Origin of the sequence: Gemmatimonas phototrophica (assembly GCF_000695095.2) — a bacterium.
In the GTDB taxonomy this organism is placed as follows: domain Bacteria; phylum Gemmatimonadota; class Gemmatimonadetes; order Gemmatimonadales; family Gemmatimonadaceae; genus Gemmatimonas; species Gemmatimonas phototrophica.
In genome coordinates, this window is the sequence record NZ_CP011454.1 from 1,545,773 (window position 1) to 1,563,140 (window position 17,368).

General features: G+C 65.0%; 15 protein-coding genes. 2 read left to right on the forward strand and 13 right to left on the reverse strand.

Annotation, left to right across the window (positions count from 1 at the left end):
- Nucleotides 1-51 precede the first annotated feature (51 nt).
- Nucleotides 52-1,236 (reverse strand): cysteine desulfurase family protein, encoded by a 1,185-nt coding sequence (locus GEMMAAP_RS06415; protein WP_026850303.1) that lies wholly within the window; start codon nucleotides 1,234-1,236, stop codon nucleotides 52-54.
- Between the two features lie 71 nt (nucleotides 1,237-1,307).
- Between GEMMAAP_RS06415 and GEMMAAP_RS06420 the strand changes: the two genes are divergently transcribed.
- Nucleotides 1,308-2,396, forward strand: coding sequence for a hypothetical protein (locus GEMMAAP_RS06420; RefSeq protein WP_026850304.1), 1,089 nt, complete (start codon nucleotides 1,308-1,310; stop codon nucleotides 2,394-2,396).
- Between the two features lie 39 nt (nucleotides 2,397-2,435).
- Nucleotides 2,436-3,509 (forward strand): hypothetical protein, encoded by a 1,074-nt coding sequence (locus GEMMAAP_RS06425; RefSeq protein ID WP_043581334.1) that lies wholly within the window; start codon nucleotides 2,436-2,438, stop codon nucleotides 3,507-3,509.
- Here the strand turns inward: GEMMAAP_RS06425 and GEMMAAP_RS06430 are convergent.
- The 12 genes from GEMMAAP_RS06430 to GEMMAAP_RS06485 form a co-directional block, all read right to left on the reverse strand.
- Entirely contained in the window at nucleotides 3,489-4,142 is a 654-nt protein-coding gene (locus GEMMAAP_RS06430) for a cyclase family protein (protein WP_026850306.1), read from the reverse strand. The two genes, GEMMAAP_RS06425 and GEMMAAP_RS06430, sit on opposite strands and share 21 nt — an antisense overlap.
- Before the next feature lie 9 nt (nucleotides 4,143-4,151).
- Nucleotides 4,152-5,150 carry an MBL fold metallo-hydrolase gene (locus GEMMAAP_RS06435; protein ID WP_026850307.1) on the reverse strand — a complete coding sequence of 333 codons (999 nt, stop codon included), beginning with the start codon at nucleotides 5,148-5,150 and terminating at the stop codon, nucleotides 4,152-4,154.
- An 11-nt stretch (nucleotides 5,151-5,161) separates the two neighbouring features.
- Nucleotides 5,162-5,881, reverse strand: coding sequence for a bacillithiol biosynthesis deacetylase BshB1 (gene bshB1, locus GEMMAAP_RS06440; protein ID WP_026850308.1), 720 nt, complete (start codon nucleotides 5,879-5,881; stop codon nucleotides 5,162-5,164).
- Between the two features lie 89 nt (nucleotides 5,882-5,970).
- Nucleotides 5,971-7,443 (reverse strand): protoporphyrinogen oxidase, encoded by a 1,473-nt coding sequence (hemG, locus tag GEMMAAP_RS06445; RefSeq protein ID WP_053334334.1) that lies wholly within the window; start codon nucleotides 7,441-7,443, stop codon nucleotides 5,971-5,973.
- Between the two features lie 3 nt (nucleotides 7,444-7,446).
- Nucleotides 7,447-8,442 (reverse strand): oxygen-dependent coproporphyrinogen oxidase, encoded by a 996-nt coding sequence (gene hemF / locus GEMMAAP_RS06450; RefSeq protein ID WP_075071451.1) that lies wholly within the window; start codon nucleotides 8,440-8,442, stop codon nucleotides 7,447-7,449.
- Nucleotides 8,439-9,533, reverse strand: coding sequence for a uroporphyrinogen decarboxylase (hemE, locus tag GEMMAAP_RS06455; RefSeq protein WP_053334335.1), 1,095 nt, complete (start codon nucleotides 9,531-9,533; stop codon nucleotides 8,439-8,441). The genes hemF and hemE overlap by 4 nt, the downstream gene beginning before the upstream one ends.
- A 114-nt stretch (nucleotides 9,534-9,647) precedes the next feature.
- On the reverse strand, nucleotides 9,648-11,111 hold the full coding sequence (gene hemA, locus GEMMAAP_RS06460; protein ID WP_026850311.1) for a glutamyl-tRNA reductase: 1,464 nt from the start codon (nucleotides 11,109-11,111) through the stop codon (nucleotides 9,648-9,650).
- 25 nt (nucleotides 11,112-11,136) lie between these two features.
- Complete coding sequence (locus GEMMAAP_RS06465) at nucleotides 11,137-12,381, reverse strand: geranylgeranyl diphosphate reductase (protein WP_053334447.1); 1,245 nt, start codon at nucleotides 12,379-12,381, stop codon at nucleotides 11,137-11,139.
- Nucleotides 12,382-12,401: 20 nt separating this feature from the next.
- The gene (locus tag GEMMAAP_RS06470) at nucleotides 12,402-13,760 is read right to left on the reverse strand and encodes a BCD family MFS transporter (RefSeq protein ID WP_145979033.1); all 1,359 of its coding nucleotides are present in this window, start codon (nucleotides 13,758-13,760) and stop codon (nucleotides 12,402-12,404) included.
- Complete coding sequence (chlG, locus tag GEMMAAP_RS06475; protein ID WP_043581450.1) at nucleotides 13,760-14,671, reverse strand: chlorophyll synthase ChlG; 912 nt, start codon at nucleotides 14,669-14,671, stop codon at nucleotides 13,760-13,762. The genes GEMMAAP_RS06470 and chlG overlap by 1 nt, the downstream gene beginning before the upstream one ends.
- A gap of 140 nt (nucleotides 14,672-14,811) precedes the next feature.
- Entirely contained in the window at nucleotides 14,812-16,245 is a 1,434-nt protein-coding gene (gene ppsR / locus GEMMAAP_RS06480; protein ID WP_026850314.1) for a transcriptional regulator PpsR, read from the reverse strand.
- Complete coding sequence (locus GEMMAAP_RS06485; RefSeq protein ID WP_053334337.1) at nucleotides 16,223-17,098, reverse strand: cobalamin B12-binding domain-containing protein; 876 nt, start codon at nucleotides 17,096-17,098, stop codon at nucleotides 16,223-16,225. The genes ppsR and GEMMAAP_RS06485 overlap by 23 nt, the downstream gene beginning before the upstream one ends.
- Between the last annotated feature and the right edge of the window lie 270 nt (nucleotides 17,099-17,368).

Here is a 17,368-nt window from a genome sequence, read left to right on the forward strand (position 1 = left end):
GGCTGGAAACAGGAAGCAGGGAGCAGGTTGCAGGGAGCAGAAAAACTCTGCTCAGAACTCGACGGTTTCGAAAACGGGAGCCGCCTTGGGCTGGCGGACCTTGTCGGCCAGCGTGCCCAGCACCTCCACGGTACGCGTGATGCATTCCGGGGTGCTGAGGCACCCCAGTGACAAACGCAGCGCGGCGTTGGCCAGCTCCGGGGACACGCCCATGGCGCTCAACACGTGCGACGCCGATACGCTCCCACTCTGACAGGCCGATCCGGCGCTGCAGGCGATGCCGCGAAGATCCAACGCCATGAGCAGCGACTCGCTGTTCATCCCCGGGATGGACACGTTCACCACGTGCACCGCGCGCGGGGCACTCGCCCCGTGAATAACGGCGCCGGGAATACGCTCACGCAGGCCCTGCTCAAGCGCATTGCGCAACGCCATGAGCCGGGTGTGTTCATGGTCCTGTTCGGCCAGCAGCAGCTCGGCAGCCGTGGCCAGTCCCACCGCGAAGGCCACGTTTTCGGTGCCGGGGCGGCGCCCACGATCCTGTGAGCCGCCGTGCAGCAACGGTTCGAGCGGCGTGTCCCGACGGATGTACAGCGCCCCAATTCCCTTGGGGGCGCCAATCTTGTGGCCGGAGATGGTAAGCAGGTCGAACGGCTGCGTGCGCGCGTTTACCGCGACCTTGCCAAAGGCCTGTACACCGTCGGTATGAAAGACCACGCCGGCGGCCTTGGCCATGGCCGCCAGTGTTGGCACGTCCTGAATGACGCCCACTTCGTTGTTCACCCACATGACGCTCGCCACAGCGGCCTGGGCGTCGAGCAGTTGGGCAAAGTGGTCATGGTCCACCAATCCGTTGGCATCTACCCGCACGAGGCGCTCTTCCCCCCCCTCGTGCGCTACCTGATGCACGGCCGCGAGTACGGCCTTGTGCTCAATGGGCGTGGAGATGGCGGCGGTCCGCCCCTGCGTCTTGAGGGTGCGATAGGCGCCCAGAATGGCAAAGTTGTCCCCCTCGGTGCCCCCGGAGGTGAAGCAGAGCTCGTCGGAGTTGGCGCCGAGGCAGGCGGCGAGACGCTCGCGGGCCTCGTCGAGGGCCACACGCGCCTCGCGCCCCCAGCGATGGACACTGCTGGGGTTCCCGAAACGGGGGCCAAAGAATGGGGCCATGGCGGCCATGACCTCGTCGCGCACCGGCGTGGTGGCGGCGTGGTCGAGGTACACGGGGGAGTGGGACATTCTGGAAAATTAACAGGACCGGGGTCGAAATTCCGGGGGAACGACGGCCCGCCATGGTGTAAACTTCACCCATGTTCACCACGTGTATTCACTGCACCGGAAAACTGGGCAGCAATGAAGCGTTTGAGCTGTTCCCGGTGGGGTCGCGGCTCGCCTTTGACCCGCGCCAGGGTCGACTCTGGGTCATCTGCCGGGCCTGTGACCGGTGGAACCTCTCCCCACTCGACGAGCGCTGGGAAGCCATTGAGGCCATGGAGGCGCGCTTCCGGGACACCCGGCTGCGGGTCAGCACCGACAATGTGGGACTGGCGCGCCTCCGCGAAGGCGTGGACCTCATTCGCATTGGTGAACCGCAGCGCCCGGAAATGGCGGCGTGGCGCTACGGCGATCAGTTTGGTCGGCGGCGCAACCGGCAGCTGCTGATAAGTGGTGCAACGCTTGGCAGTGCCGCCGCCATTTTTGGCGGAATTATGGCTCTCGGGGTAAGTGTCGGGAGCTTTGCGGGGATCTATGGCAACTCCGCCATGTGGCAGGCCCTCATTCACGGCCGGCAATCCAAGTCCATTGGGCACGTCGCGCTGCCTGACGGATCACTGGTCGAACTGGAGCGACGGCATGCGCGCATGTCCGTTCTGGAACGGTCCCGGTCGGGGGATGAACTGCGCCTCCGTCTGGAGTCGAGGCTTGGCACGCATCTGTTGGTTGGCGCCGATGCCATGCGCGCAGCGCAGCGCATCATGTCCACCGTGAACAACTTTGGTGGATCGAAAGCCAAAGTGCAGGAGGCGGTGGCGCTACTGGAACAGGCAGGCGATCCGCTCAAGGTGTGGACGACCGTGCAACAGCAACACGGGTGGCGTCCCGGGGATGATCAGTGGGGCAACGGCCAGTGGATTGACGGGACGAACAAACGCAACACCGTGCGCAAAATTCCCGGCGCTCTGCACACGCTCAACATCCGCGACCGCCTCGCGCTCGAAATGGCGCTCCACGAAGAGACGGAGCGCCGCGCCATGGAAGGCGAACTGCAACTGCTGGAAGTGGCGTGGCGCGAAGCCGAAGAGATTGCCAAGATCGCCGACAACATGTTCACGCCTGCACAGATTGAAGCACGACTTGGCGAACTCCAACGGGAATCGGCAAACAAACCGTCCCCCTGACGATCTGCTCTCCGCTCCCTGTTCCCTGCTCCCTGTCTCGTGTACTCCACCTGTATCCACTGTCGCACGCGTTTCGCGAGCAACGAGTCGCTGGAGGCATTGCCCATCGGTCAACGCCTCGCGTTCGACGCCGCGATGGGTCGCCTCTGGGTCGTGTGTCGCGCCTGCGAACGCTGGAACCTCACGCCGTTTGACACCCGCTGGGAGGCCATCGAACAGGCGGAGCGGGCGTTTCGCGACACCCGCGTGCGGGTCAGCACTGAACAGATTGGTCTCGCTCGGTTGCGTGATGGTACGGAGCTCGTGCGCGTCGGGAAGCCTCTGCGGCCGGAGTTTGCCGCGTGGCGCTACGGTGATCAGTTCGGTCGCCGTCGCCGACGCACGCTGCTCATGGGCGCTGGTGCGGCGTTAGGCGGCGGTGTGGTCTTGGCCGGGGCCACGGCGTTTGGTGCGGGTCTCGCTACGCTACTCCCCGTGGTGCACGTGCTCAATCTGTCCACGATTCTCCGGGCCATCACAGCGCGCGGGAGCGAGCACCGGCTGCCCGACGGCGGGCGTTTTGTGCCCATCGGGCAACCGCGTCTCATTGCCTCTGGTCCGGAAGGGTGGGGGATTGATATCGGCTACGCCATGCGTCGTGCGGCCGGCGATACCCGCGGCCCCGCCATGTTCTCACTCTTTGGTGAAGGCAAGAACGAACAGGGTCGCATCCAACTCTATGGGCACGACGCGTTGCCATTGCTGCGCGAATATCTGCCGCGCATCAATCGCACCGGAGCATCCGCGGCGCGAGTGGTTGATGCCGTGACGTTGCTGGAACAGGCCGGCGCCGCCGATGCCTTTCCCCGCTGGGCAGCAAGTATGCGCCGGACGTGGGATGCGAAAGCCACGTGGGGCGATGCGGGTGATCTCAACTACATCCCCGCGCCAGCGCGCCTGGCGTTCGAAATGGCGCTGCACGAAGAGGCGGAACGCCGCGCCCTCGAAGGGGAACTGGCCGAGCTCGAACGTGCCTGGGCCGACGCCGAGGGGATCGCTGCCATTGCCGACAGTCTTACCATCCCGCCCACTATCGACGTGCGGCTGGAACAGCTACGTCAGCGGCCGGAGTAACGCCCGTACCGGCGCCGCGTCGGCGCCGTACACCAACAACGGTGGGGCCAGCAGTTCATACGCCCCGGTGGGCACGTCGCGTAAATCGAGATTCTCCAACACGAACGCCTCGTGGCCGAGCAGCGCGTGATGCACGTCCAGCGTTTTGCTCTCCCGTCGGTCCACACTGGGAGCATCCACGCCCCACAGGCGAAGCCCCTGGCTCACCAGCCACGAAGCGGCCGACGCGGACAGGCACGGCCAATCCAGCGGGAACGCGCCACCGGCGACGGAATGCTGCGTGCGCAGCAGCACCCGCAACGGCACGATGCCGCCGAGCAGCGTGATCATCTGCTCGACCTCAAGGTCCTGCGTGATGTCGTACCCCACCGGCAGTTCAATCACCCGTACCGGCCCCACAAAGGCATCCAGTGCCAGCGCTTCCGACGCCGGCCATGCCGAGTGCACATGCAGCGGGGCATCGGCGTGTGTCCCCACGTGAAAGCTGGTGGTGATCGCCGCGAGGTTCACACTGCTGCCGTCTTCGCGACGGCAGGTCCAGCCGCAGCTGAACGGCTGGTCGCCGGGCCACTCGGGCGTGCTGCGGCCCATGGGAATGGAGATGTCGAGGTGTCGCTGGTCACGAGTGCTCATGCCGCAAATCTATCGTCTGCTGCTATCGGGCGCGGTGATTGGTGGCGTGTTGGCGCGCACGAGAAAGCGGACATCCCCAATGGTGACCTGCTCCTGTGTCGTCCCCTGTGTACGGCGTACCCCGCCGCCGGCGCGGAGTGTGCGCACCGCCGCTGCTACAGCAACCAAACGCGACGGCGGCGCAGAGATGGTATTGTGCGCCGGAAGCAGCCGCCGCAGCGATGGCGCCAGCGCCGCGAGCCGTGTCATGGTCTGCTCGTAGGCCACAAGGTCCGTCTCGCTCGAAAAAAACCACAACACCGAGTCGTAGTACGAGTCCCCGGTCATGAGCAACCCGTTGGCACGGTCGAGCAACACGATGGCATCCGGTGTGTGTCCCGGGGCGGCGACAATCTCGAGCGTTCGACCGCCCAGATCTATCGTGTCACCACTGGCCACCCGCCGGGCCACCCGCCACGATCGCGATCGAAACGTGGCCGTATCGGCAACCGCCGGCGGGCGGCCGCAAAAAGCGTCGACGGCCACTTCACTCGCCACTTCCAGATGTGCCTTGCCGCGCTCGTTGGCCTGCGTGAACGGGTGATCGAGGGCCAGCACATCGGTAAACTCGAAGTTCGCTCCCACGTGATCGAAATGCGAATGCGAGTTGAGCACGGATACGGGCAGCGTGGTGAGTGCATCCACCACGGGCCGCAGCGGTACCAGCCCAATGCCGCTGTCGAACAGCAAGGCGCTGCTGGTGCCAACCAGAAGATACGAGATGGCTTCCTGAAACTGTCGCGGCTCCACAATCGCGAACACACCAGGCTCCACCTGATACACCTCGTGCCAGTCTCCCGGTACTGGCACTCGCTCGAAGGCGGCGTTTACGGCACGGGGCAGGGCGCTGCACCACGAAGTTGTCGCGGAATCCCCAGCGGCGTTCTGTATGCTCGGCAATACCGGCTCTTCGCGCGGTGCACACGACGACAGCAACAAGGCGGCAAGCCCGCTCTGGATTCCGCGCATCCCGGCCCCCGTCAGAATGTGGACACGCCCAGCGAGGTCACGTCCGCCACATCCATGGTCTCGTCGGTGAAGAAGGGTTCGCCGTACTGCGTACGAATGAGCGAACCGTAGTGGGCCGCATGATGACGGACCATGTCGTAGAGCGGCTCCCCGTTGGGGTAGACCTCACCCGCTTGCGTGGTCCCGTCAAACTGCGAGCCGTACACCTTGATGGCGTTGAGCTTGCGCTCGAACTGGGCCGTGATGTTCACCACGAACGTGGGCTTGGTATAGTCCTCACGATACGTAATCACGTGCAGCAGCTTGAACGGACGAAATGGCTCATGGTCTCCTGGCGCGTAGCGTTTCAGCCCCGCCAGAAAACAGGCATCGCGCACGAGTTCCGTGGTACGCCGATGGTCGGGATGACGTCCGCGTGGTGCGGGGGCAATGACCACTCGCGGGCGCAACTGACGAATGACCTGCACCAGTGCTGTCCGTGTCTCGTTGTCGTTCGTGATGCCCGCGTCGGGCAACCCGAGATTCTGCCGCACGTGCACGCCCATGACCTGCCGCGCGGTTTCCGCCTCCTGCGCCCGCAGCTCCGCCGATCCGCGCGTTCCCATCTCGCCCTGCGTGAGATCCAGAATGCCTACCCGTTTCCCATCGTCCACGGCTTTGATGAGCGTACCACCGCACGTGAGTTCGACATCGTCACGATGCGGACCAACGGCCAACAGGTCGAGCGACATGAGCACCGGCACCTATGCAGCAATGTGAAAAACAAACGGCGCGAGCAGGTCCGCTGGCGCCGTTCGCACGCAAGACAACATCCGCTGCGTTATCCCGCCCGGGTGAGGTAAGCGGCCACCCGTTCGGCCACTTGCTGACCACTGGCCACGCAGTCACCCACCGACACGCCATTGCGGAAGTTCCCGGCCAGATACAGCCCGGGGTTCTGCTGCTCCGTGAGATCTGCGGCGTCCTTCACGGACTGATAGCCCACGGTGTACTGCGGAATGGCACGCGACCAGTACACGTGCTTGGCAAATACCGGCTCGCCACGGACGCCGAGAAGCTGGCGCAGGTCGAGCAGCACGCGCTCCAGGAGCAAGTCGGTATCCTCGCGTGCGCGCTCCGCTTGACGACTTCCGCCCACGAAACAGGTAATGGTGACGCACTCGTCCGGAGCACGGCCAGGGAACAGCGACGAGCTGAACAACGCACCCAGCAACGTGCGCCGCTCCACTGCCGGCACCAGCACCCCAAAGCCATCCAGGGCATGCGCCACGTCTTCGCGGTTGAATCCCAACGTGAGCGTGCTGACCGGTGGGTACTCCACACGCTCAATGGGGGTGGCCAGCTTGCGCATGGACGCCGGCAACTCCATGGCCGCCAACACGTGTGCCGGCGTGGCCATCACCACGGCATCCGCCAGACGCGACTGCGCCACGCCATCCTGTCCGGCGTCCACTACCCAGCGCGCTTCCTGACGGTGCACCAGACGCACCGGGCAACCCAGACGCACCGTCCCGGCTATGGCCGCTTCGAGGGTGTCCGTGAGCGTCTGCATCCCGTCTACGAAACTGATCAGTCGAGCCCGTGCCGGCGGGGACGCGGTCATTGGGCCGCCATGCGACGTGGCGGCACTCTCCCCGTTGGCCAACTGCTTGCGCGTCATCATCAAGCCCTTCGACAGTGACCCGTACTGCCGCTCCAGCTCCGCCACGCGTGGAAACGCATGCGCCATGCTGAGGGTCTCGGGGTCACCCGCAAAGATCCCCGAGATGAACGGATCAACGGCGTAGTCGAGGACCTCGTGGCCCAGACGCCGCCGGACAAAGCTGGCCACCGATTCGTCGCTGTCCTGCGTACGTGTGCGCACCAGTGGCTCCAGCAAGACCCGCAGCTTCGCCTTGAAGGAGAGCAGGCCCGTGGTAAGCATGGACGGCGGCGACAACGGGAACGGCATCAGCGCACCGTTGCGCACCACATATCGTCTGTTGGCGCCTGGGCTCGCCTCCACGACATCGTCCTGCAAATCCAGCTGCTGCAACAGCGTATCAACGGCCGCCGACGTGACAAACGAATTGGGCCCGTGCTCGGCGAGAAACCCATCGGCGTGCGTGGTGCGGATCGCTCCGCCGGTGTGCCCGCTGGCTTCGTACAGGGTGACGTTGACCCCGCGACGACGCAGCTCATAGGCCGCGACGAGTCCGGTAATTCCGGCGCCCACCACGGCCACGGAGCGCGAGTCGCCTCCGTCTCCTTCAAGAGGAGCAACGTTGCCGATCATATCAGCGAGCACGTGCATGGTTCACGCTCCAGCGACGTCCGTTATCCAGTCGCGCGGCTCCAGCATCTGCATCAGCCGCGCTTCAAATGAATCAGGGGAATAGCGGGGGGCATACTGCCACATCGCCAGTGGAGGCAGGCTCATGAGCACGCTTTCCACGCGCGCGTTGGTTTGCAGGCCGAAGGTGGTCCCGCGATCGTGGACGAGATTGAATTCCACGTACCGTCCGCGACGAACCAGCTGGAACTCCCGTTCGGCCACACTGAAGGGTTCTTCCCGCCGTTGGTCCACGATGGGCTCGTAGGCCCGGCGCAGCACGCGCGCCACGTCAGTGACAAACGCCTGCGTCGCTTCAAAGTCGAGGCCGAATCGCTCGTCATCGGCGCGCAAGTGATCAAAAAAGATGCCACCAACGCCGCGCGCTTCGTTGTCACGATGCGTGTTCACGAAGTACTCATCGCACCACTGCTTGAACTGCGGATACAACGCCGCATGGTGCCGACTGCACATGTCGTGCAAGGCCCGATGAAACGTGTGCGCGTCCTCTTGGTGCGGGTAGAACGGCGTGAGATCGGTCCCGCCGCCGAACCAGCAATCGGTCAACTGTCCGTGCTCGTCGGTAAGCTCGAAGTAGCGCACATTGAGATGCACCGTGGGCACCTTGGGGCTGCGCGGGTGCACCACCAGGCTCACACCGGTTGCAAAAAAGTGTGTGGTTCCTGATGCCGCGCCACGCCCACCCAGTCGCCGCGCGGCGGCCTCGGGCAACTCGCCCATGACGGCGGAGCGATTGATGCCGGCCTTTTCGAAGGTCACCCCATCGGTCATGACGCGGGCAACACCACCGCCACCGCCCGGACGCTCCCAGCGATCTTCGATAAAGGTGCCGCCACGGTCGAGCCGTCCGAAAAAGGAGGTGAGCTCATCGTGCAGCCCCGCAATCCAACGGGTCACTTCACCACGCCGACTGTGCACGGTCGCGGCGGCGGCGTCACCTGGGTGCGTCGCCACCGTCATGGCACCCCCGCCAACTGAATCCCGGGGGCCTGCGCGGCACGCGACGCGGCCACGCGCTCATCCGTCCACTCCCATTCCTTCACCGCGTCGATGAACGCCCGGGCGTGGTCCGGCTTCATGTCCGGCAGAATCCCGTGGCCAAGATTGGCCACATGCCCCACCGGTCCGAAGGCGGAGATCATGTCGTGCGTCTTCTGGCGAATCTCCGACGGCGACGCGTACAACGTGCACGGATCGAGATTCCCCTGCAGCGCCACGTTGAACGGCTCGGTTTGCCGACGGGCATCCTGTGGAGAGGTATGCCAATCGACGCCGATGGCATCGGCCTGCGTGGCCGCGGCAATTTCGCTGAGCGCCCAGCCCCCGCCCGGGGCAAAGACAATCACCGGGACGCCCGCTTCGCGGGCCCGCAGCGCCGCCTTGGCCAGGTACGGGAGGGAAAACGTGCGGAATTCCTGCGGGCCCAGAGCGCCAGCCCACGATTCAAAGAGCTGTACCACCTGCGCGCCGGCTTCCACCTGCGCCACGAGAAAATCGCCGACGGCGGTTGCCAATTGGTCCAGCAACTGATGCGCGAGCGTCGGGTTCTCGAAGAGCATCTTCTTGGCGACGGCAAACTGCTTGGTACCTTTGCCTTCCACCATGTAGGCGGCCAACGTCCACGGTGCGCCGGCAAAGCCAATCAACGGGACACGTCCGTTGAGTGCCCGCTTGGTCATGCGCAGCGCATCCAGCATGTATCCCAGCTGGTCGCTCGGATCCACCGGACGCAGCCGCTGCAGATCCTGCAGCGTGCGAATAGGCGACGGAAACTGCGGGCCCACGCCTTCGTCCAGCGTGAGGTGCATACCCATCGCTTCGGGAATGACCAGAATATCACTGAAGATGATGGCCGCGTCGACGCCCACGAGATCAATGGGCTGCAGCGTGACCTCGGTGGCGAGTTCCGGTGTGCGGCACATCGTGAGGAAGTCCGACTTGGCACGTACCGCCCGGTACTCAGAGAGGTAGCGCCCAGCCTGTCTCATCATCCAGACGGGGGGACGTTCCACGGATTCGCGGCGCAGGGCACGCAACAACAGGTCGTTCATACTCGGGGGAGTGTCGGGCTGGGGAGAGCCCAGGTGATCTCGAGAAACTCGAGGGCCGTACGAACACCAGCGCGACGCACCGCGTGTCAGCGATGCGTCGCGGGGTTCACGGCATCAGGTAAACTGCTGAGTGGTGACCAGCGGTGTATTGCTGTGCGGTGTTGGCGGCGCCGCGTGCTTCATGGCGGCATCGCCCCGCATGGTGCGTTCAACGGGCGCCTTGGCCACCGGTGTTCTGGCCGCCGATACCTTGGGCACCGACGCGGGCGCTGGTACCGCCCGATGGGTCCCCGTGGTGCGCCGAGACTGTGTGGCACCGGCGCCTTCCGCCGGCGCAAACATCTCCAGCAGCATCATGGCGTGCTGGTCCAGCGGTTCTCCCCGCTGCAACGCCCGACGCAACGCCGCCATGGGGCCGGCCAGCAGCTTCGCCACAATGCGCGATGCCGCCTTCTCGGCGACCCCTTCATCCTTCGAGTGGAAGGCCACTTCACGACGCGCCACGTCTTCCAGCGCTTCCCGCAACGGCTTGATGGCGTCGCGCGCTGGCATCGTGGCAATCCAGTCCATGAACGCGTTGGTCTCGTCCGCGCAGATCGTCTCGGCGTGCGGGACCGCATCTTTGCGCATGACTTCGGCCGACAACACCGGCTGGTGCAAGGTGTCGAGGTCGATGAGCGTCACGCCCGGCTCGTCAACCACGGCCGGGTCAATGTTGCGCGGCACACTGAGGTCCATCATGAGCAAGGCGTAGCCGCTGGCTGCGCAGGCTTCGCGCGCCCGCTGCAACGCCGCACCTTCCACCACCGGGACCTCACTACCCGTGGCCACGATGACCACGTCGGCCATGGCCGTCTCGACGTGCAACGTTTCCCACGGCGCTGCGCGCCCTCCAACCATGCCGGCCAGATTCTGCGCGTTTTCGAACGTGCGATTGACCACGACAATGTCGCGGGCACCCAGCTTGTGCAGTTGCTTGGCCGAGCGGGCGCCGGTCTTGCCAGCGCCAATCACCACACACCGTGCGTTTTCGAGATTGCCGAATCGCTGAGACGCCGTGATCGCGGCTTCAGCCCCAACGGAATTCCGTCCCGCCGTCAGCGACGTTTCCGTCTGCACCCGCTTCCCAGCCCGCAACGCGGTCTCAAAGAGACGGTGCAAGACCGGCCCGGCGGCCTGCCCGCGGGAGGCGCGCTTGTACGCGGCCTTGAGCTGGCCGAGAATCTGCCCATCGCCAAGCACCTGTGACTCAAGCCCCGAGGCAATGCGCACCACATGCTCCGCGGCATCACGCCCGACACGGCGCGTCGCCGTGGTGAGCAGCTGGACGCCTTCCGATCGGGTGCGCATCCACCGACGGGCCAATGTCTGGATGGATCGTTCAATGACCTGTGGGTCATCGCTATCCACCCAGGCATACAGCTCCGTGCGATTGCACGTGGAGATGAGCGCGGATTCGGTAATGGCTTCGGTGCGGGCCGTGCGATACAACTGCGTGAGGCGCTCTTCCGAGAGATGGAAGCGCTCACGTGTTGCCACGTCGGCAAAGCGGAAGTCGATGGCGATCGAAATCAGCATCGGGGAGGGGATGCGGAGTCGGGAGTCAGGCGGGCGCGAGCCCGGCAAGATGCGCCAGGTTCTTGAAGAAAATGCGAACGTGCGACATCGGCTTCGCGCGCACCAACTGCTTGCGCATGTAACCGTCAAACGTCAACTGCTGGACATCCCGATCTCGGCAGATCGCGACAAACCGCTCCCGCCGCTCATCAGTAGTGTACCAGAAACTTTGCATTACGTCGAGGACGAAAAACACCGGACCGTGCAGCCGCATGAATCGGCGGCGGGCCTGTTTGAGCGCGGAAGCCTTGCCGGTCTGGAGGGCCTCCTCCACTGCGTCCGCCGCAAAACGGCCGCCGGTCATCGCGTAGAAGATGCCTTCTCCGCTCGCCGGCGCCACGACTCCGGCCGCATCTCCGGCTACGACCACGTCCCGGCCGTTGTCCCAGCGGGGAAGGGGTTTGATCGGAATAGGGGCCCCTTCGCGCCGAATCGTCTCCAATCCGTCCATCCCGGTATCGAGCCGGAGTTTGGCCACCGCTTCCTTGAGGCCAAAGCCCTTCTGGAAGGTCCCCGTCCCAATGGACGTGGTCGGGCCGTGCGGAAAGACCCAGGCGTAGAAATCCGGGGACAAGGGCGCGTTGTAATACACGTCCACCCGGTCGTGCCCAAAGACTTCGCTGTCCGTCGTGGGCGACTTGACGATCTCGTGGTAGGCAAAGACGTGCTTGGCCTTGTGGGACCCCGGGATGCATTGACGGGCAATGGGCGAGAGGGCCCCATCGGCGCCAATGACGTACCGGGCCCGCACGGTGCGCGTGGTCCCCTGTCGTGACCGTCCTTCGGTATACATCAGGACGGCCGTACCATCCTGGTCGCGCGACAGCTGCGTGAACGCCCCCGTCCGACGGACGGCACCGGCGATCGCCGCGCGGTTGCGCAGCCATTCGTCGAACATGTCCCGATCGACCATCCCCACAAACCCATCTCCCACCGGGATGTCCACCTTCTTGGCGGTCGGGGAGATCACGCGCGCGGTGTTCACGCGGGCGACCAGCAGGGACTGGGGAATCTTGAAATCGCGAAGCAGCTGCGGCGGAACCGCCCCACCGCACGGCTTGGTGCGCCAGGCGCGGTCGAGCAGCAGGACTTTGCGCCCCGCGCACGCCAATTCGTGGGCCGCAGTCGCACCGGCCGGCCCGCCGCCCACCACTACCACATCAAACAGCTCCCCATCTTCATAGGGAGTCCCGCGTTCCAACGGGGTCACTTCACCTGGTGCAGCACTCATGTTGCTGTACTCCGTGTCGCTCATTGAATGACCGCCGACAACATCTCGCCACGCTGTTGAAACACTTCGGTGGCTCGCTCGCTGGACGCGCTGCGCATGGCCAGCCATGCTGACGCCCCAAAGAGCACGGCCTGCACGGCAAAGACCGCGAGATATCCACGTACCGGAGATGCCAGCACCGCGCGTGCCAGATCGACACCCGCCGCGCCCGACATCGTCCCCACGGCATAGGCCAGCGCTTGCGCGGCCCCAAACACGCCCAGGCGAAGCCCGGCGCGCCCATCGGTCTTGTCACCTGTCAATGCCATCATGGAACCAATGGCGCCAATGGCGAACACGCCGTTCGAGAGCCCCAGCACCACGACAATGGCGGTAAACACCGTAACGCTCGACAACGCTGGCGACGCGACCATGGCGAGATACGACAGCGCCGAGGCCGCGCATCCCGCTGCCGCCCAATGGCGAAGCTGACCGGTGCGCGTCGCCAGCAGCGCCGCCACGATCATGCCCACCAGCACCCCACCATGATGGGCGCCGGACAGCTTGGTGCTTTCGCCAGGCGTCATGCCAAAGGCAATGCCGGCAAACGGTTCGAGAATGAGATCCTGCGCGCTGTACGCGAACATCGCGAGGAAGATGAAGCCGGAAAACAGCCGGGCCGCCGGCTCACGCCACACTGTGCGAAAGGTGGCGGCAAACGACGTGGCCCCGTCATGATCTGCCTTCGCCGGCATGATGGGGCGCGGGCCCCGCTCCACGCCCCACGTCGCCAGCCAGGCTACGACCAGCCCCGCACCACCGATTCCGCCGGCAATGGCGATCAATCGTGTGTACGAAAACGGATCAAGCAGCATCCCCGACGTGGCCGCCGTGATGATGATGCCCACAATCATCAGGATCCACGTGATGGCCGCGGCCCCGGCGCGCTGCGATGGCTTGGCACGTTCGCTCATGAGTGCCAGCAGCGGCGTCCCCGCCGCGCTCACGCCCGCGCCCAGAATCACGCTCGCCAGTGATGCCAGGGTGACGCCGAGCGCCACGTTGGTCGCCATCACCGGAATGCTGGCGGCCACCCCGACGCCTCCCAGCGCGCACACGAGCAGCCCACCTAAAATCCACGGCGTCCGACGCGTCGAACGATCACTGTCGTGCCCGAGTCGCGGCCGCAAAAAGAGTTGGACGCCGAAATGCAGCGCCACCAGCAGGCCGGGAATGAGCGCCGGCAGCCCGAGTTCTACCACGATGACCCGGTTGATCGTCGTGGTCAGCAACACCACCACCGCACCAATAGCCGCCTGCACAAAGCCAAGGCGGGTGAGCTGCCACCAACTCATCCCCGACTCGGTAGCGACAACCATGGGGGCGACCGCGGTCGTCATCAGCGCACGGCCTCGGTGGCCACGCCAGTGATTATCGGCAGCGTCCGCACCGCAAACGCTGAGACCATCATGCCGCTCACATAGAAGGGCACTCCGAACGCACTCAGATACAACGCTCGCTCCACCGGCTTCTGCACAAACCACCACATGAGCCCCGCCTGCACCGCGGCCAGCACGCCAATGGCCGACGCGTACCCCGGACGCCCCCACGACAGCAGCAGAGCAATCACGACAAACTGCGACACCAGCATTACCAGCGAGGCCACCCACCCGGCACCGGTCGGTCCGAGCATGACGGGCAGGGAATTGATCCCCATGGTGCGGTCGCCCTCAATGGCCTTGAAGTCGTTGAGCGTCATGATGCCGTGGGCGCCGATGCTATAGAGCGCGGCCAGCAGCAGCAGCGGCGTAGGCGGCAGGACGTTCCCCAGCATGATGCCGGCGCCGGTCACCCACGCCAACCCTTCATAGGTGAAGCCCACTGCGGTGTTGCCCAGCCACCCGTTGCGCTTGAAGCGAAACGGCGGCGCACTGTAGGCCCACGAAAACGCGAGCGCCACAGCCACGGCGCCCAGCCCGAACCGCCCGAGTGGCAACGCCCACACCACACACAGGGCGCTCCAGAAAATCGCGATCGCCAATCCCCACTGTCCCGGAATCCGTCCCGACGGAATGGGGCGATTGGGCTCGTTGATGGCGTCCACATGTCGGTCAAACCAATCATTGACCGCCTGGCTGGAGGCACACACCAGCGGTCCGGTCAGACCAATCCCCAGCGCCAGCGTCCACAGGCGCTCGGAAGACAGCGGTACACCCGCGGAAATAGCTCCGCAGGTGAACGCCCACATGGGTGGGAACCAGGTTACCGGCTTGAGCAAGGTCAGGACCGCTTTCGGGTCCAGCCGCGTCACCGCCGTTCGTTCTGAATAACTGACGCCCATATGTGTCCAGTTTAGTTGACAGTCGCCTCGCGCGACAGAGCCAGAGGGCGTTTTTTCCCTGCTGGTGAGATTCTGGAGTTGTGAGGGGATCCGGGGACGGAACGACAGGGTTAGCTGGCGGCGTCTTCTTCGCGGTCGGTACCCGGTGTGACGAGGCGATGTCTTCGCAGCTTGACGTACAGACTTTGTCGGCTGACCCCAAGGACTTCTGCCGCTGAGGTGCGGTTGTCGTTGGTCAGCTCCAGCGCCGCTTCAATAAAATGGCGCTCAACCAGATCCACTGTGTCCCGCACCAGATCGCGCAGGGACACCCGGCCAACCAGCGAGGTCAGTTCTTCAACGGCCCGGGTCAGGTCACGGGCGCCCTGGGGGCCACTCGCCAGGCGACGGCCAATGTCCCGGATCGTGAAGCCGATACACGGCTCCTCGCCTTCCGGGACCCACACCGCCGACACCTCGACTTCCGACTGGTTCCCGTGCAGTCCACGCGCCGAGGTGGCCATGAGCCGCACCACGCCGTTCTTGCGCAGCATGCCCGTGAACACCGGGAAGTCGGCTCCCGGACGACCGATATAAGTGCCGAGGGTTGTCCCCCGGAGCTGTTCCTCGCTGGCCAGCTCCGTGATGTCGAGGAACGCCCGGTTGGCGGTCAGAATCTCCCCGTCAAGGTCGGTCACCACGAACGCATCGGGAGAGCGTTCCAGCAGGTCAATCAGCCGCGAGGGCGAACTGCCCCCCGTGGTGGCGCCGGCCGTCGGCAATTCGGCGGGGGAGAACCGCACCAGCAGCAACGTGGCCTGTTCCTGTCGGAAGCACGATGCCGAGGCATGGAATGAACGCCCCCCCTGCAATGCGAGACTGATGTCGCCGGCTCGCCCGGCGCTACGGGCCGACGCAAGCAGGTCTTCCAGCGCGCGGGCCGCCTGCGCATCCATACCAAGCGGGAACGACCGACCGATGAGACGATCGGTGGGTTCCCCGAAAATCTGCCCGGCCGCCGAGTTGGCGTCGAGCACCTTGAGATTGGCGGCGTCCAACACCACGATGCCATCACTGGCCAACTGGAAGAGCAGCCGGTAGCGCGTTTCCACATGGCGCAGCCGCCAGTAGTCGCGTTCCATGGCCTGCTGTGCTTCCACCAGGCGCTGCTGTAAGGCCGAGACGTGCCGCATGTCGCGGCCGACGGCCACGAGGCCCCCGTCGCGGCCCAGCTTGATGGTGGTGTACGACACGGGGACATCACTGACATCCCCCATGATGTGGTTGACCTGGCGGCGCTTGGACACACCAAGGCTGACCGCTTCCTTGACGAGCGTATCGATCTTGGCGCGCGAGTCGCCAGACACGGTGTCGCTCCAGGAGCGGCCAATCCACTGATTGGCGGTATCGAACTGGGAATCGCCGTTGCCCATGAGCGCAACGTCGCGAATTACCCCAGCGCCATCCATGACAAGCGCGATGTCCCCTGCCACCGCCAGCAAGGCGGCCGCAGACTTGGCATCGAGCTCGCCAAAGGCGAGGTTACTCCCGTCGAAAGGCTTCACGGAACTGGCCACGATCGCCAAGCCCCTCCGAACGGTTGGCATCCGAGAGACCGGCGCGGGCAGCGGGCAGCAGTGATCGTGCGATCACTGGGGCCTCCCGGGCATCGGATGCAATGGCATTCGCGCCAACCTGTTCCGCCATGGAGGGGTCGTCAGCAAAGAGCTGACCCCCTACCATGATCTGGAGGTTGGGGTTGCGCGACGCCGTCTTGAGACGGCGAATGTCGCGACGGAGCACGTTGAGCCGGCTCTCTGTCCCGACGGAAAATCCAATGACGTCGTACCACTCGCTGGCCACCATGGTGAGCAGGTCGCTCTCCGTCCACGGGGCGCCAACGAGGACACGCCACCCATCCCGCAGCAGAAACTCGCCCACCATGATGATGCCCAGGGTGTGCTGCTCCCCCGGGACACAGGTCAGCAGCACGTTCCCCACCGGCTCGGCGTGTCCTGATTCGGCCAGGAAGACCTGCGACAAGTCGCGCAGGAGCCGCTGCATGCGCCCCAGTGCCACGGTCACTTCGACGAAATCACACTCGTCATTGTCCCACATGGCGCCCAGCCGACGCGCCGACGGGGCCAGCAGGTCGAGGTAGACGGCTTCCACGCTGGCCCCTTCGGACAGGACCCCGCGAATGAACTGGGCTCCGCGGGCATCGTCAACGCTGCGCACGGCGGTGACAAAGGACAGCACGTCATCTTCAGAGAGCACGCGTCCGGCGGCCGCCGCCATGGCGGGCGACACCGGACCGACCCGGTGACTCGTCATGAGTCGCGGGACCAGCTCGTTCTGGATAGTGCGCTCGAGACGTTCGAGACGCTCGCTGCTCAGCGGCGAAGACAGATGATCCATGACAGCGGGGCTGGAGCCCGGGCGGTGGGTCACCAGAGGGGTGCCGCTCGCAGCGGTTGGGAGGGACGCGCCATGCATGGCCGCGAAGTCTCCTGGGCGCAATTGGCAGGTGAGATAAACCCGGGGTGCGGGCGTACCATAACGAATGAGCGCCGATAATGGTACCAGTCGGTCCAGTTGTCAAGAAAAGTGTACGTCAAGTCTTCTTGACAACTCCTGACCCCAATCGTACCCTGATGTCGTCTGGGCAGCGAACCCCCGGAAGAGAAG

Coding starts and splice junctions, on each gene's coding strand:
- hemG (WP_053334334.1), bottom strand. CDS start 7,443: ATGCACGTGCTCGCTGATATGATCGGCAACGTTGCTCCTCTTGAAGGA.
- hemF (WP_075071451.1), bottom strand. CDS start 8,442: ATGACGGTGGCGACGCACCCAGGTGACGCCGCCGCCGCGACCGTGCAC.
- GEMMAAP_RS06485 (WP_053334337.1), bottom strand. CDS start 17,098: ATGGATCATCTGTCTTCGCCGCTGAGCAGCGAGCGTCTCGAACGTCTC.
- GEMMAAP_RS06415 (WP_026850303.1), bottom strand. CDS start 1,236: ATGTCCCACTCCCCCGTGTACCTCGACCACGCCGCCACCACGCCGGTG.
- bshB1 (WP_026850308.1), bottom strand. CDS start 5,881: ATGTCGCTCGACCTGTTGGCCGTTGGTCCGCATCGTGACGATGTCGAA.
- hemA (WP_026850311.1), bottom strand. CDS start 11,111: ATGCTGATTTCGATCGCCATCGACTTCCGCTTTGCCGACGTGGCAACA.
- GEMMAAP_RS06435 (WP_026850307.1), bottom strand. CDS start 5,150: ATGCGCGGAATCCAGAGCGGGCTTGCCGCCTTGTTGCTGTCGTCGTGT.
- GEMMAAP_RS06465 (WP_053334447.1), bottom strand. CDS start 12,381: ATGAGTGCTGCACCAGGTGAAGTGACCCCGTTGGAACGCGGGACTCCC.
- GEMMAAP_RS06470 (WP_145979033.1), bottom strand. CDS start 13,760: ATGACGACCGCGGTCGCCCCCATGGTTGTCGCTACCGAGTCGGGGATG.
- GEMMAAP_RS06430 (WP_026850306.1), bottom strand. CDS start 4,142: ATGAGCACTCGTGACCAGCGACACCTCGACATCTCCATTCCCATGGGC.
- hemE (WP_053334335.1), bottom strand. CDS start 9,533: ATGAACGACCTGTTGTTGCGTGCCCTGCGCCGCGAATCCGTGGAACGT.
- GEMMAAP_RS06420 (WP_026850304.1), top strand. CDS start 1,308: ATGTTCACCACGTGTATTCACTGCACCGGAAAACTGGGCAGCAATGAA.